Consider the following 15,254-nt stretch of genomic DNA (forward strand, 5'->3'; position numbering starts at 1 on the left):
CTCACCTTTCGGACGATGTGATTGCCCCTGCCTGCGCGTCCGTCAAGGCGGCAAAGTCTTCGGGCAGGTCGATTTCATAGAACGTGTAGCTGAGCGTGATCGTATGGACGAACTTGCCGTCCTGGTCGGTCACGATCTCCGGGTCGACGAAGAAGGTGACCGGCATCTGCACCCGTTCGCCGGGCTGCAGCACCTGTTCGGTGAAGCAGAAACAGTCGATCTTGGAGAAGAATACGCCGGCCGTGTAGGGGGCGACGTTATAGGACGCCTGCCCCGCGATCGGGCGGTCGGTGGGGTTGTAGGCCTCGTAGAAGGCCAGCCCCGTCTCGCCGATCTTCAGCTCCATCTCTCGCTGGACCGGCTTGAATTCCCAGGCCATGCCCTTTTCGCGCGAAGCATCGAAGCGGACCTTGATGGTCTCGTCCAGGACGGTATCGGATCCGGCCTCGGCAGTGCTGGTATAGCCGCCGTAGCCGGTCACCCGGCAGAACCAGTTGTAAAGCGGGATCGCGGCCCAGGCCATGGCGCCCATGAAGACGACGACGCTGACCAGCTGGATGACCGTCTTGCGCTTTGGCGTCATCGGGAATTCTCCTGCTGCTGCGGTTGGGTCGCGACGAAATCCCCCGAGGAGACCTTGGCAACGGTCAGTCCGAAGATGATCGCGATGAACGCCGCCAGCACGAGGCCGACGCCCAGGTTGCGGCTTCGGCGGCGCTGGTGAAGCTCGTGGGTGACGCGAAAGCTCATGCCCAGCCTCCCAGCCCGTAAAGGCGCAGCGCGGCCTCGACCAGGATCGCCAGGAAATGGGCGAAGAGGTAGATCAGCGAGATCCGGAAGAACCGGCGCTCGACCGCGAAATTGTCGGCCTCCGACATCGCCTCGTCCCGGCGGAAGATCTTCCAGGCACCGACAAGGAAGATCGCGTTCAGCACCACGGCGGTCGCCAGATAGACCGGGCCGCCGAGCGCGGTGAACCCGGTGCCGATGGCCAGCGCAGCCAGCAGGATCGTGTAGACGAGGATATGAACCCGGGTGGACCGGCGGCCGTGGGTCACGGTCAGCATCGGCACCCCGGCATCGTCGTAATCGTTGCGCATGAACAGCGCGAGCGCCCAGAAATGCGGGGGCGTCCACATGAAGGTCAGCGCGAACATCAGCCAGGGTTCGATCGACATCGTGCCCGTGGCCGCGACCCAGCCGATCACCGGCGGAAAGGCCCCGGCGGCGCCCCCGATCACGATGTTCTGCGGCGTCGAGCGCTTCAGCCACATCGTGTAGATCACGACGTAGAAGAAGATGGTGAAGGCCAGCATCGCCCCGGCCAGCGCATTGGTCGCCAACCACAGCAGGACGACCGAGAACACCGACAGCGTCAGCCCGATCGCCAGCGCCTCGTCCCCCGTGACCTTGCCCGAGGGAATCGGCCGCTTGCGCGTGCGCTTCATCACCCGGTCGATATCGGCATCCCACCACATGTTCAGCGCGCCCGAGGCGCCGCCGCCCACGGCGATGAAGAGAATCGCGCAGAACCCCACGAAGGGATTGAGGTCTTCGGGCGCGGCCAGCAGGCCGACAAAGGCCGTGAACACCACCAGCGACATGACCCGCGGCTTCAGCAGGGCAAAGTAATCCCCGAAGCTCGCTTCATCGTCCTTGGCGGTGATGGAATAGCTGGCGTCGCTCATCAGAGGTCTTTCTGCTCCGTCAGGCGGACCATCGCGGCCCGCCTGGCTTCAGGCTCGCGCGGCACGCGGCCGCGCGCGGCTCAGTTCGAGGCGACGCGGAAGTCGCGCGGGGTGCCCGCATACTGGTCGATCGCGCCTTCCAGCCATTCCTCGTAGGCCTCTTCGCTGACGACCTTCACGGTGATCGGCATGTAGGCGTGGTCCTTGCCGCACAGCTCGGAGCACTGGCCGAAGTAGATGCCCTCTTCCTCGGCTTCGAACCAGAGCTGCGCCAGGCGGCCCGGCACGGCGTCCTGCTTCACGCCGAAGGCGGGGATCGTCCAGGCGTGGATCACGTCGGCGCCGGTCACGTTCATGACGATGGTCTTGCCGACCGGGATCACGACGGCGGTGTCGGTCGCCAGGAGGTATTCGTCATCGGCGTAGCCGTATTCGGCCAGCTGGTCGCGCTCCAGCTTGAAGCTTTCGAAGCCGAAGTCGTGATCGGTGTATTCATAGCCCCAGTACCACTGGTAGCCGGTCACCTTGATCGTGATGTCCGCCTCGGGGATCTCCTGCTGCTTGAACAGCACCGGCAGCGAGAAGGCGCCGATGAAGACCAGGATGACGACCGGAATCAGCGTCCAGGCGATCTCGATCGTGGAATGGTGGGTAAAGGTGGCGGGCTTCGGGTTGTTCTTCGCGTTGTAGCGGACGATGCAGATCCCCAGCAGGACCATGACGAAGACCGTGATCAGCGTGATGATGATCAGCAGCAGGTGATCCAGCGAGTGGATGTCGCGCGCCAGTTCCGTCGCCGCCGGCTGGAAGCCCAGCTTGCCCGAAACAGGCTTGCCGATGACCTCCAGGTCCTCCTGCGCCGCGAGGGGAAGCGCGGTGAGGGCCGCGAAAAGGCCCGAAAGGGTGAAAACGTTTTTCATATCGTGTCCTGTCGGTTCATCCGCAATGTGCCACAGACGTCCACGGGCAGGCCGCCCGCGACCGGTTGTCTTTGAGCCAGCTAGAAAACATATTCAACCGCACAGATAAAGATGTCTGTGCGCGTCAAACAGACGCTTCTGACAACTCTTGACTATGACGAAGGGCTTATCCCGATGACCGCAGACAGCGCCACCCCCTTTCGACCGCTGACCGATGCCCTCGACCGCGAGGCGGCGCTGCGCGTGCTGCGGCAGGCCACGGACGGCGCCGACGACGGGGAATTGTTCTTCGAACGCCGCAAGTCGGAGGCCCTGGTTTTCGATGACGGCCGCCTGCGAAACGCCACCTATGACGCCTCCGAAGGCTTCGGTCTGCGCGCGGTGCGCGGCGAGGTGACCGGCTACGCCCATTCCACCGAGATTTCCGAATCCGCCCTGCTGCGCGCGGCCGAGACGACGCGCCTGGCCGTCGGCGACGGTGGCGGCACCTGGGCCGACGCGCCCCAGGCGACCAATCTGCGCCTTTACGGCGACGACGACCCGATTGCCGGCCTCCCCTTCCCTGTCAAGGTGGACACCCTGCGCGAGATCGACGCCTTCCTGCGCGACCTCGACCGCCGCGTGGTGCAGGTGACCGCCTCGCTCTCGGCCGGGCTGCAGGAGGTCGAGATCCTGCGCCCCGACGGCATTTCGGTGCGCGACGTGCGGCCGATGACGCGGATGAACGTCTCGGTCATCGTCGAAGAAAACGGCCGGCGCGAGAGCGGCACCGCCGGCGGTGGCGGGCGCGTGGGGCTCGACGGGCTGATCGAGCGTGGCTCCTGGGAGGAAAAGGCCCGCGAGGCGCTGCGCATCGCGCTGGTGAACCTTGGCGCCGAGCCCGCCCCGGCCGGCATCATGGAGGTGGCACTCGGCCCCGGCTGGCCCGGGATCCTTCTGCACGAAGCGGTGGGCCACGGGCTGGAGGGCGATTTCAACCGCAAGAAATCCTCGGCCTTTGCCGGGCTGATGGGCCAGCAGGTGGCCGCGAAGGGGGTCACGGTTCTGGACGACGGGACGATCCCGGACCGGCGCGGTTCGATCACCGTGGACGACGAGGGCACGCCCTCGGCCCGCAACGTGCTGATCGAGGATGGCGTGCTGGTCGGCTACATGCAGGACCGGCAGAACGCGCGGCTGATGGGTGTGCCGGCCACCGGCAACGGGCGGCGGCAAAGCTATGCCCACGCGCCGATGCCGCGGATGACCAACACCTACATGCTGGGCGGCCATGCCACCCCGGGCGATATCGTGGCCGACATAAAGGACGGGATCTGGGCCGTGGGATTCGGCGGCGGGCAGGTCGACATCACCAACGGCAAGTTCGTCTTCTCCTGCACCGAGGCCTACCGCGTGAAGAACGGCAAGGTCGGCGCACCGGTCAAGGGTGCCACTTTGATCGGCGACGGGGCCACCGCGCTGACGAAGATCCGCGCGCTTGGCAACGACATGGCGCTGGACCCGGGCCTGGGCAATTGCGGCAAGAACGGCCAGTGGGTTCCGGTGGGCGTGGGCCAGCCGACCCTCCTGATCGACGGGCTGACGGTGGGCGGCGCAGCGGTCTGACAGGGTTTTCAGGGGCTTGGCCGGAGGGTGCGCGGGTTTTCGCGAAAAAAAGCGAAAAACGCCCTGCGATTCACTCCCCGTTAACCCTTCCAGTCGTAGATCTGTCCTTGCAGAAGGCGGAGCCACGGATGACCGAAGACCGAATTTCTTCCACTCACCCCCCACTCCCACCCACCACGGAAGAAGATCGGTTTACGTGGCTCCGTCTTTTGCGTTCGCGTCGTGTCGGTGCAACCACCTTTCACCGCCTCATGGCCGAACACGGATCGGCGCAGAACGCGCTGATCGCGCTGCCTGAAGTGGCTCGCGCTGCTGGCATCGAGGACTATGAAATATGTCCTGCCGGCGTTATCGAAGCCGAGATCAAGGCCGCAAAAGCCGCCGAAGCGCGGCTTTTGTGCCTTGGCTCGGACGATTACCCCGAATTCCTGGCCGATCTCTCGGATGCGCCGCCGATGCTTTGGGCCATCGGCGACATCGCCCTGCTGAAACGGCCGATGGTGTCGATCGTGGGCGCACGGAACGCCTCGTCGCTGGGTCTGCGCATGGCGCGCGCCCTGGCGCGAGAGTTGGGGGCGGAGGGATTCGCCGTGGTCTCGGGCCTGGCCCGGGGCATCGACACGGAAGCGCATCGCGCGGCGCTGGACACCGGGACGGTCGCCGTGATGGCCGGCGGGGTGGATCAGATCTACCCGGTCGAAAACGCGCGCCTGGCCCATGACATCGCCCGCAAGGGACTGCGCCTGTCTGAACAGCCGATGGGGATGCAGCCCCGGTCGCGCCATTTTCCAAGCCGCAACCGAATCATTTCCGGTGTCTCGCGCGCCGTCGTCGTGGTCGAGGCCGCGGCACGCTCCGGCAGCCTGATCACCGCGCGGGATGCGCTGGACCAGGGGCGCGAGGTGCTGGCCGTGCCGGGCCACCCGCTCGACGCCCGCGCCTCGGGCTGCAACATGCTGATCCGCGACGGCGCGACGCTGGTCCGGTCGGGTGAGGACGTGATCACGGCGCTGACGCCGCTGGTCGAACCCTTTGGCCTGAAGCCGGAACAGCCTGTCCGGCCGCGCCTGGTTGCATCCCGTGCCCCCGAACCTGCCACACCGCCCCAAAAGGGCCCCGGCGCTCCGGCTCAACCCGTGGTGGCCGCCGACCCAGCGACAGATCCGGCGCAGGAGGCGGCCTCCGTTCGAGGACAGACCGCAGCAGGTCCGCAGATCGGGCAAGAGGCCAACGGATCCAGCCCCGCGTCGTCCCAAGCGGCTCCGGCCGTGCCGCCGCATGTGCCCCCGCCCGACCGCCGCAGCCTGCGGGAAACGGCGGCCTTGCATCAGCAGATCCTCGACCGGCTCGGCCCCTCCCCCGTGGCGGAGGACCAGCTGATCCGCGATCTCGCCAGCTCCCCCCAGGCGGTCGCCCCGGTGTTGATCGATCTCGAACTCGACGGGCAGGTGCGCCGGGAATCGGGCGGTCTTCTGACCCGCCTGTCCTGAGCCGCCGCGCCGTTCCAGATGCCTCTTCGTGCAGCGTTTCAGGCAGCGATCACCGCGGCTTTTCCGCCGCGATTGACAATCCCCTCTTGCACACCACATCTTCGGCGGCCAATAACCGCCCGGTACCCGTGCCTTGAGGATTTCCGCTAAATGCCCGTAGTCGTTGTCGAATCTCCGGCCAAAGCCAAGACGATCAACAAGTATCTCGGCTCTGACTACACCGTTCTGGCCTCTTATGGCCATGTCCGTGACCTTCCTCCGAAGGACGGATCGGTGGATCCCGAGCACGATTTCGAGATGCTGTGGGAGGTCGGTTCCGACAGCAAGAAGCACATAAAGGCGATCGCGGACGCCCTGGCCGAGGACAATGCCCTGATCCTCGCGACCGACCCCGACCGCGAGGGAGAGGCGATCAGCTGGCACCTGCAGGAAGCGCTGACCAAGCGCCGGTCGATCAAGAAGGACACGCCGGTCAGCCGCGTCGTGTTCAACGCGATCACCAAGGATGCCGTCACCCAGGCGATGCAGAACCCGCGCCAGGTCGACATGCCGCTGGTCGAGGCCTACCTCGCCCGCCGCGCGCTGGATTACCTCGTGGGCTTCAACCTCAGCCCCGTGCTGTGGCGCAAGCTGCCCGGCGCGAAATCCGCCGGTCGGGTGCAATCGGTCTGCCTTCGCCTGATCGTCGAGCGCGAGATGGAGATCGAGGCCTTCCGCCCCCGCGAATACTGGTCCGTGAAGGCGATCCTCACCACCCCGCGCGGCCAGGAGTTCGAGGCCCGTCTGGTCAGCCTCGCCGGAGACAAGCTTGACCGGTTCGACATCGAGAACGAGACCCAGGCCGAGCTTGCCGTGCAGGCGATCAACAGCCGCGATCTTAAGATCACCTCGGTCGAGGCAAAGCCCGCCTCGCGCAACCCCTCGGCGCCCTTCATGACCTCGACCCTGCAGCAGGAGGCAAGCCGCAAGTTCGGCATGGGCGCGCGGCAGGCGATGTCCTCGGCGCAGCGCCTCTACGAGGCTGGCTACATTACTTATATGCGGACCGACGGTATCGACATGGCGCCCGAGGCGGTCACCGCCGCGCGGGACGAGATCGCGTCGCGCTACGGCAAGGAATACGTCCCGGGCGAACCGCGGGTCTACAAGAACAAGGCCAAGAACGCGCAGGAAGCGCACGAATGCATCCGCCCCACCGACATGAGCCGCGATGCCGCCGGCCTGAAGGTGACGGACGAGGATCAGCGCAAGCTTTACGACCTGATCTGGAAGCGGACGCTGGCCTGCCAGATGGAATCGGCCCGGCTGGAACGGACCACGGTGGAAATCGGCAGCGCGGATGGCCAGGTCGGCCTGCGCGCGACGGGCCAGGTTGTCCTGTTCGACGGGTTCCTGCGGGTCTACGAGGAAGGCCGCGACGACGCCGAGGTCAGCGACGACGACAAGCGCCTGCCGCAGGTCCACGAGGGCGAGAAGGCCGACAAGAAAGGCATCACGCCCGAACAGCATTTCACCCAGCCGCCACCCCGCTATACCGAGGCCACGCTGGTCAAGCGGATGGAAGAGCTGGGCATCGGGCGCCCATCGACCTATGCGTCGATCGTCACGACGATCCAGGATCGCGGCTATGTGCTGAAGGACAAGAACCGGCTGATCCCCGAGGACAAGGGCCGGCTGGTGATCGCCTTCCTCGAGAATTATTTCCGCCGCTACGTCGGCTATGATTTCACCGCCGGGCTCGAGGACGAGCTTGACGAGGTCAGCGCGGGCGATGCCGATTACAAGGAAGTGCTGCGCAAGTTCTGGCAGGATTTCTCGGCCGCGATCGCCGAAACGGCCGATCTGCGAATCACCGAGGTGCTGGAAAAGATCAACGAGGTGCTGGAGCCGCACCTGTTCCCGCCCAACGAGGACGGCACCGATCCGCGGCTCTGCCCGAATTGCGGAAACGGCCGGCTGTCGATGCGCACGGCGCGGTCGGGCGGCGCCTTCATCGGCTGTTCGAACTATCCCGAATGCCGCTACACCCGCCCCTTCGGCCCCCCGGGCCAGGAGGATCCCAGCGATATTCCGCCTGAGGGCAAGGTGCTGGGCGAAGATGCCGGTGACAAGATCTATGCGTTCAAGGGCCGGTTCGGGCCTTATGTCCAGCGTGGGGAAGCGACGGAGGAGCAGCCCAAGCCGCCGCGCCAGTCGATCCCCAAGCCCTGGCCGCCAAGCGAGGTGACGCTGGAACAGGCCGTGAAGCTGCTGGCTCTGCCGCGTGAGATCGGCCCGCACCCGGAAGACGGGGTGATGATCTGGGCCAATATCGGTCGCTACGGGCCGTACCTGAAGCACGCCGATTCGATTTCCTTCAAGGGCGGCACCAACGCCAACCTCGAAAGCGTCGAGGACGTGTGGGACATCGGGATGAACCGCGCTGTGGAAATCCTGGCCTCCAAGCCCAAGCGGGGCAAGGCGGCGGCGGCCACGCCTCTCAAGGAGCTGGGCGAACACCCCGAGCTGGGCGGCGCGATCAATGTCATGAAGGGGCGCTATGGCCCCTACGTGAAGTGGGAGAAGGTCAATGCGACCCTTCCCAACGAGGTCGAGCCGGAAGACGTGACCCTGGACTACGCCGTGCAGCTGGTGGACGAGAAGGCCGCCAAGTCCGGCAAGGGCAAGAAGAAGGCGGCCCCCAAAAAGGCGGCCCCGAAGAAGACGGCAGCCAAGAAACCCGCGGCGAAGAAGCCCGCCGCGTCCTCGACCGCGAAGAAACCCGCCGCCAAGAAAAAGTCAGCCTGAGGGCTGTTGCCCCCGAACGCTCCGTCGCGTCCTGACCACGCGTGCTGTCTGGTTGACAGCCGCGCGTGGCCGATGGCATTCGAGATCAGGCGCACGCGGCCCGAGGGCCATCGCGCGCGGAGGATCAATTCAGCAAAAGGCGGGGAAAGCTCTTCATGAAGAAAGTCTATGGCTCGGCCCAGGAAGCGCTCGACGGGGTGCTGTTTGACGGGATGCTGGTTGCGGCGGGTGGCTTTGGCCTGTGCGGCATTCCCGAGCTGCTCCTGCAGGCGATCAAGGAGGCCGGGACCAAGGACCTGACCTTCGCCTCCAACAATGCCGGGGTGGACGATTTCGGCATCGGCATCCTGCTGCAGACCAAGCAGGTGAAGAAGATGATCTCGTCCTACGTGGGCGAGAACGCCGAGTTCATGCGCCAGTACCTCAGCGGCGAGCTGGAGCTGGAATTCAACCCGCAGGGCACGCTGGCCGAACGCATGCGCGCCGCGGGCTGCGGCATTCCGGGCTTCTATACCAAGACCGGCGTCGGCACCCAGATCGCCGAGGGCAAGGAACACAAGGAATTCAACGGCGAGACCTACATCCTCGAAGAGGGGATCTTTGCCGACCTGTCGATCGTCAAGGCCTGGAAGGCCGATGACACCGGCAACCTCGTGTTCCGCAAGACCGCGCGCAACTTCAACCCGCCGGCGGCCATGTGCGGCAAGATCTGCGTGGCCGAAGTCGAGGAAATCGTGCCGCGCGGAGAGCTGGACCCGGACATGATCCACCTGCCCGGCATCTACGTGCACCGCATCGTGCAGGGCGAACATGAAAAGCGTATCGAACAGCGCACCGTGCGCAAGCGGGAGGAAGCCTGATGCCCTGGGATCGCAACCAGATGGCCGCACGCGCGGCGGAAGAGCTTGAAGACGGCATGTACGTGAACCTCGGCATCGGGATCCCGACGCTGGTGGCGAACTACGTGGGAGACAAGGACATCACCCTGCAGTCGGAGAATGGCATGCTGGGCATGGGCCCCTTCCCCATCGAGGGCGAAGAGGATCCGGACCTGATCAACGCCGGCAAGCAGACCATCACCGAACTGAACCGCACCGCCTATTTCGACAGCGCGCTGAGCTTCGGCATGATCCGGGGCGGCAAGATCGCCGCGGCGATCCTGGGCGCGATGGAAGTGGCCGAGAATGGCGACCTCGCGAACTGGATGATCCCGGGCAAGCTGGTCAAGGGCATGGGCGGCGCCATGGACCTGGTGGCCGGCGTGGGCCGCGTGGTCGTGGTGATGGATCACACCAACAAGCACGGCGAGTCGAAGGTTCTGAAGGCCTGCACCCTGCCGCTGACCGGGACGGGCGTCGTCAACCGGATCATCACCAACCTCGGCGTGCTCGACGTGGTCGAGGGTGGCCTGAAGATCGTGGAATGCGCCGAGGGCGTGACCGAGGACGAGATCCGCGCCGCAACCGAAGCGACGATCGTCAACTGAACCGAAGGGGCGCGGGCCGCACAGGCCGGGCCGCGTCCCAAAGCCTCCGCCCGTAGCAGTGTCGTCCGGAGCTGCCATTGGTGCGCCATTGGTCCGAGCACGACTGGCAACGGCGCCACCACGCCCCGCTTTGGCGCGCGACCCTTTCAACTGGCAACGCAACCGCCGGTCAGGCAGATCGGCGCGGCGTCAGCGGGACGAATTCAATTCGACGTGGCGAAGACACAGCCGTCCGAGATCAGCTCGGGCGGGGTGATGCACAGCGCCTTGGCGACCTGGAACGCGGCCAGCACCTTGGGCACGTAATCCCGCGTCTCGGGGAAGGGTGGTACCCCGCCATGGGTGCGCACGGATCCCGGCCCGGCATTGTAACCGGCCAGCACCAGGATCGGATCAGCGTCGAACTCCGTCATCAGCCAGTCGAGATAGCGCACGCCGCCGGCGATGTTCTGCTCCGGCACAAGGCTGTCGGCCACGCCGAATTCCCTGGCCGTCTCCGGCATCAGCTGCATCAGCCCCTGCGCGCCGGCCTTGCTGACCGCATCCGCCCGGCCTGCGCTTTCGACCGCGATCACCGCCAGCACCAGGGCCGGCGAGACGCGGGTGCCGACGGTAGAGGTCAGGATCGGGATGGCCCGCGCGCTGGCGATGTCGCTCAGGTTCTGAAGGCGTGGCGCGGCCACCGGCCCCGCGGCGGCGATGGCGGCCAGGGCGGATTGCAGACGGCCGGGGCCGGTATCGGCCAGCGCGGGCGAAATCCGGTCCCAGAACCAGTCATAGCTTCCGCCGACCCTCCGGGACCCCGGCGCTACGGCGGCCACCGGGATCTCTGCCGCGGCAGGCGGAGGCGCGGCCGGGCGCGCCGGTGTGGCGTCGGGATCGATCTGGACGGTAATGCGGCGCGACGTTCCGGGCTTGGGCGGCTTGACCCGCTTGGCCGAAAATTCGGGGAAAGGCGCAGGCGCACCGCCGCCGTCCTGGGCCGCGGCCTCGACGGCCAGCGCACAGGCAAGGCAGGACGCCATCATTCGAATGGCATTCATGTCTGGACCTCGGACTGCTCGATCCTGTTTGTTTTGCCAAGAGCTTTAACCAGGCCCCGGTCATTGGCCAGAAATTCCCGCGAATATTGTGGCCGATCGGACAGATTCAGGCGAATCCGTTGCCTTTTCGCCAAGCGCATGATGCCGGAAATCTGAAATTATCAATAATTAACAAAGGCCTATCCGGAAATTAACGAAATGTAGCGTCCAGCCGAAAATTTCCCAAAGCCTGCCCAAATCTTGCCACGGCCGCTGGGCCATATGTCCGCATCCATCGACGGACGCGGCCAGAAGACGAGAGAGCAGGTCATCGGACGGCGGGGGATTTGAACCCAACTTCTGATCCTTTGGAGGGACATCACAATGATCAAGTTCATCAAGAACTTCCGCAAGAACGAAGACGGCGCTGTCACGGTTGACTGGGTCGTGCTGACCGCAGCTGTCGTCGCCCTGGCAGGTGCCGCCTACACCTCGATCCAGTCCGGCGCATCCGACCTGACCAGCTCGACCGGTTCGTTCATCGAAGGCAAGGCTCCGTCGGGCTCGTAAGGTCGGCCTTTCCCGATCCGCTCATGAAGGGGGCCGCGCCATATGGCGCGGCCCCTTCTCGTTTGCGATGCCGGCATCGTCCGCGTCGCGGCCCCCCCCTTGGACGCCCAGCCAGACGATTGACGCCCCGGTTTCCACAATCGCGCATGACCGTTTCCCAAACGGCGGCGAGAACAAGGAAATACCTCTTTTCACGCCGCATTCCCGCCCCAATCCGGCGGCTAAATGTCCCCATACCGCGATGGACGGCCGGTTGGAGAGAGCCGGCACGAAAGGACAGCGCGGAGACGCTCACACTCAAATCCCTGGAGGGACACCAATGATCAAGTTCATCAAAAACTTCCGCAAAGACGAAGACGGCGCTGTCACGGTTGACTGGGTCGTGCTGACCGCAGCCGTCGTCGCCCTGGCCGGCGCCGCCTACACCTCGATCGAGTCCGGCGCGTCCAACCTGACCAGCTCGACCGGCTCCTTCATCGAAGGCAAGGCACCGTCCGGCTCCTAAGATCGACCCAGGGTCAATCGAAGCCATCCGGCCACGCCTTGCTATCCAGGGCGTGGCCGCTTTTTCTCAGCACCCTGCCAAGAAGAGGAATTTCCGATGTTCAAGATATTTTCAAAGCTCTGGCACGACGAAGACGGTGCTGTCACCGTCGACTGGGTGGTCCTGACCGCCGCTGTCGTGGCGCTGGCGGGAACGGCCTACTTCTCGATCCAGAACGCATCCGGCGGTGTCGGATCCGGTGTCGGCGACTACCTGACCAACGTGCAGGTCGAATAAATCGGTCCGCACGGCAAGATGCGCCCGTAAACGATTGATCCCTTTCCGGCAGGCTGTCCCCGTGGACATGCAGGCCGCGCAGCCGGGATCGGCCTGCCTCGATCGCCAAGAGGTGCTGCGGACCCGTCGCGGCAGCCACCTGCCCTGCCGGCCCCACGCGCCGCCCGGAGAATCCGGGCCGCCCGGTCCGGTCTGCCCCCAGCCATCCCTGGACACCGCCCTGCCCCGCGCCGCGCCGCTTGCCGCGTGGCCGCCAGGTTTCCTATCGCGGCGCCCGGCCCGACAAACCGCCCCGAAATGCCGCAACGGCTCCCTGCCCTGTCCCTGATTTGGACACATTCCGGGGCCATTCCGTCCATCAGATCAGACAGCTTCACCCTTTCGTCCCGCAAACGGCGAAAGACCACAAAGAGGTACCGAGGATGCGTGCAGTATTCGGACTGGTCCTGATCGTCGGGGTCGCCCTTGCGGGCGGTGCCGTGATGATGGCCAAAAACTACATCTCCGCCTACCAGACGGAACTCGCCCGCGAACGGTCGGCCCGCGAGGCCGCCGTGCCCACCGTCGACGTCATGGTCGCCCGGCGTGCCCTGCGCTATGGCGAGATCCTTGCCGAGGACGATGTCCGCCCCGTCCGCTGGCCCGAGAACGCCATACCCGAAGGCGCCTTCACCTCGGCCGAGGCGCTTTTCGCCGACAATGGCGAGAACCGCTATGTCCTGCGCGCCATGGAGAAGGACGAGGCGATCCTCGCGCTCAAGGTCACCGAACCGGGCGAGGATGCCGGTATCACCTCGCGGCTGGAACGCGGCATGCGCGCCTATGCCATCCGGGTCGACGTGGCCACCGGCGTGTCGGGCTTTCTGCGGCCGGGCGACCGGGTGGACGTCTACTGGACCGGGTCCCTGCGCGGCGCCTTCGAGGGCGGCAACGGCGAGCTGACCAAGTTGATCGGCACCAACATCCAGCTGATCGCCATCGACCAGACCGCCGGCGGCGACATCGACGGCACCGTCATCGCCCGGACCGTCACCGTGGCGGCCGACCCTCAGCAGGTCGCGGCCCTGGCGCAGGGCCAGAACACCGGCCGCCTGTCGCTGGCTCTTGTCGGCGCCGGGGATGACACCGTGGCCGCGGCCATGGACATGGACCAGCGCATCCTGCTGGGGATCGAGGATGACCGCGCCCCGCAGAAGCAGGAAGCCAAGGTCTGCACCATCCGCACCCGCCGCGGGGCCGAGGTGGTCGACATCCCGATCCCCTGCACCAACTGATCCGCAACGGCCCAGCCTGTCCCCGACTGCCGCCCCAATCACTCCGGGGCGGCATTTTTCATGGCCTGTGTTGCGACTTGTCCACAACGCCCGGGCGAGCCGGGCGCGTCAGCGTTGCAAAAAAGCCGAAAGTCTCGCAAGGTGATGCCAAGTCCGGGCGCAAAGACCCGACCCCAGAGGCGTGATCGGAAAGGCAGGTCACATGACAATTCGGAAGACGTTCGGCGCGGCCCTTCTGGGGCTGTCGGTTGCCGTCGCGCAGATGCCAGGCGCGGTCTCGGCCGAGATCCTGCGCGAGGTCAATCGCGGGGCCGCCTCGACGCTTGACGTGCCGATGAACCGCGCCGTGGTCGTCGAAAGCGACGTGCCCTTCGCCGAGCTGTCGATCGCCAACCCCGGCATTGCCGATATCTCGTCGCTGTCGGACCGCACGATCTATGTTCTGGGCAAGAGCCCGGGGTTGACCACGCTGACGCTGCTGGACGGCGCCGGCCAGCTGATCACCAACGTGACGGTCAAGGTCTCGGCCGATGTGACCGAATTCAAGGAACGCCTGCGCCAGATCCTGCCCGACGAGCGGATCGAGGTGCGCACCGCAAATGACGGCATCGTGCTGTCGGGCATGGTGTCCAGCACGCAGCGCATGCAGCGCGCGCTGGACCTGGCCGAACGCTATGCGCCCGAACGGGTGTCGAACCTGATGAGCGTCGGCGGCGTGCAGCAGGTCATGCTGAAGGTCCGCTTTGCCGAGATGCAGCGCTCGGTCTCGAAATCCCTGTCCGCCTCGCTGGGGCTGAACGGCACGATGTTCGGCTCCAACCTTGGCGTCAGCGGCGGCACCGGCACGCTGAACACCTCTGGCGCGGTGAACCGTGCGTTCAACGGCAACATCCCGGCGACAAACGAGAATACCGGTGCCGTGCTGTTCGGTTTCAACGCCGGATCGATGCAGGTGGGCCTGCTGCTGGAGGCGCTGGAACAGAAGGGCGTCGTGCGCTCGCTGGCCGAACCGAACCTGACCGCGCTGTCGGGCCAGGAGGCCAAGTTCCTGGCCGGCGGCGAATATCCCGTGCCGATCGCCCAGGACCTGGGCCAGATCGGGGTCGAGTTCAAACCCTTCGGTATAGCGCTGAACTTCATACCGCGCGTGATCGACAACGACGTCATCAACCTCGAACTCGAAGCCTCGGTCTCGGCCATCGACAGTTCCAACGGCATCGTCGTCAACGGCTTCGAGATCGACGCCTTCACCCTGCGCACCACCTCCACCACGGTCGAACTGCGCGACGGCGAAAGCTTTGCCATCGCCGGCCTGATCGAGGACAGCTTCCTCGACAGTGCCGCGCAGCTGCCCTGGCTGGGCGATGTGCCGGTGCTGGGCGCGCTGTTCCGCAGCGCCGATTACCAGCGCAACAACACCGAGCTGGTGATCATCATCACCGCGCATCTCGTCACGCCCACGCGGGGCGAGGCACTGGCCCTGCCCACCGACCGGGTCCGGCCGCCCAGCGAACGCGACCTGTTCCTGTTCGGAAAGGTCGCCGATACCAACCGGCCCAGGGGCGGCGCGGCGGGCGAAGTCGCCAGCCAGGATTTCAACGGGTCCTACGGCTATGTCATGGATTGAGCGG

Annotated in this window: 15 protein-coding genes; 10 read left to right on the plus strand and 5 right to left on the minus strand. The window is 65.7% G+C overall.

Annotation, left to right across the window (positions count from 1 at the left end; genetic code table 11):
* Position 1: 1 nt before the first annotated feature.
* The 4 genes from ATO3_RS20680 to coxB form a co-directional block, all read right to left on the minus strand.
* A complete protein-coding gene (locus ATO3_RS20680; protein WP_088651811.1) occupies positions 2–583 on the minus strand; it encodes a cytochrome c oxidase assembly protein in 582 nt (193 codons plus the stop codon).
* On the minus strand, positions 580–750 hold the full coding sequence (locus ATO3_RS29050; protein WP_198963330.1) for a hypothetical protein: 171 nt from the start codon (positions 748–750) through the stop codon (positions 580–582). Before ATO3_RS29050 ends, ATO3_RS20680 begins: the two co-directional genes overlap by 4 nt.
* A complete protein-coding gene (gene cyoE, locus ATO3_RS20685) occupies positions 747–1,688 on the minus strand; it encodes a heme o synthase (RefSeq protein ID WP_088651812.1) in 942 nt (313 codons plus the stop codon). Before cyoE ends, ATO3_RS29050 begins: the two co-directional genes overlap by 4 nt.
* 80 nt (positions 1,689–1,768) lie before the next feature.
* Positions 1,769–2,608 carry a cytochrome c oxidase subunit II gene (coxB, locus tag ATO3_RS20690; protein ID WP_088651813.1) on the minus strand — a complete coding sequence of 280 codons (840 nt, stop codon included), beginning with the start codon at positions 2,606–2,608 and terminating at the stop codon, positions 1,769–1,771.
* 174 nt (positions 2,609–2,782) lie between these two features.
* On the opposite strand from coxB, the gene tldD reads away from it, so the two are divergent.
* The 5 genes from tldD to ATO3_RS20715 all read left to right on the plus strand — a co-directional run bounded on the left by tldD (position 2,783) and on the right by ATO3_RS20715 (position 9,976).
* Positions 2,783–4,213, plus strand: a complete 1,431-nt coding sequence (tldD, locus tag ATO3_RS20695; RefSeq protein WP_088651874.1) for a metalloprotease TldD — start codon at positions 2,783–2,785, stop codon at positions 4,211–4,213.
* Positions 4,214–4,341: 128 nt separating this feature from the next.
* Positions 4,342–5,703, plus strand: a complete 1,362-nt coding sequence (dprA, locus tag ATO3_RS20700) for a DNA-processing protein DprA (protein WP_088651814.1) — start codon at positions 4,342–4,344, stop codon at positions 5,701–5,703.
* Between the two features lie 150 nt (positions 5,704–5,853).
* Positions 5,854–8,490: a type I DNA topoisomerase gene (topA, locus tag ATO3_RS20705; protein ID WP_088651815.1), complete on the plus strand. Its 2,637-nt coding sequence runs from the start codon at positions 5,854–5,856 to the stop codon at positions 8,488–8,490.
* A 155-nt stretch (positions 8,491–8,645) separates the two neighbouring features.
* Complete coding sequence (locus ATO3_RS20710) at positions 8,646–9,350, plus strand: CoA transferase subunit A (protein WP_088651816.1); 705 nt, start codon at positions 8,646–8,648, stop codon at positions 9,348–9,350.
* Positions 9,350–9,976 carry a 3-oxoacid CoA-transferase subunit B gene (locus tag ATO3_RS20715; protein WP_088651817.1) on the plus strand — a complete coding sequence of 209 codons (627 nt, stop codon included), beginning with the start codon at positions 9,350–9,352 and terminating at the stop codon, positions 9,974–9,976. The genes ATO3_RS20710 and ATO3_RS20715 overlap by 1 nt, the downstream gene beginning before the upstream one ends.
* A 203-nt stretch (positions 9,977–10,179) precedes the next feature.
* Here ATO3_RS20715 and ATO3_RS20720 read toward each other — a convergent pair whose 3' ends face one another.
* Complete coding sequence (locus ATO3_RS20720) at positions 10,180–11,019, minus strand: lytic transglycosylase domain-containing protein (RefSeq protein WP_233152237.1); 840 nt, start codon at positions 11,017–11,019, stop codon at positions 10,180–10,182.
* Positions 11,020–11,382: 363 nt separating this feature from the next.
* Here ATO3_RS20720 and ATO3_RS20725 point away from each other — a divergent pair, with 363 nt between their 5' ends.
* From ATO3_RS20725 to ATO3_RS20745, 5 genes are all read left to right on the plus strand, one after another.
* Complete coding sequence (locus ATO3_RS20725) at positions 11,383–11,568, plus strand: hypothetical protein (protein ID WP_088651818.1); 186 nt, start codon at positions 11,383–11,385, stop codon at positions 11,566–11,568.
* A 319-nt stretch (positions 11,569–11,887) separates the two neighbouring features.
* On the plus strand, positions 11,888–12,073 hold the full coding sequence (locus ATO3_RS20730; protein ID WP_088651819.1) for a hypothetical protein: 186 nt from the start codon (positions 11,888–11,890) through the stop codon (positions 12,071–12,073).
* A gap of 96 nt (positions 12,074–12,169) precedes the next feature.
* Positions 12,170–12,349, plus strand: a complete 180-nt coding sequence (locus ATO3_RS20735; RefSeq protein ID WP_088651820.1) for a hypothetical protein — start codon at positions 12,170–12,172, stop codon at positions 12,347–12,349.
* Positions 12,350–12,771: 422 nt separating this feature from the next.
* Complete coding sequence (gene cpaB / locus ATO3_RS20740; protein ID WP_088651821.1) at positions 12,772–13,623, plus strand: Flp pilus assembly protein CpaB; 852 nt, start codon at positions 12,772–12,774, stop codon at positions 13,621–13,623.
* Between the two features lie 202 nt (positions 13,624–13,825).
* Positions 13,826–15,250, plus strand: a complete 1,425-nt coding sequence (locus ATO3_RS20745; protein ID WP_088651822.1) for a type II and III secretion system protein family protein — start codon at positions 13,826–13,828, stop codon at positions 15,248–15,250.
* Positions 15,251–15,254: the final 4 nt, after the last annotated feature.

The organism is Marinibacterium profundimaris (genome assembly GCF_002210095.1).
GTDB lineage: Bacteria > Pseudomonadota > Alphaproteobacteria > Rhodobacterales > Rhodobacteraceae > Marinibacterium > Marinibacterium profundimaris.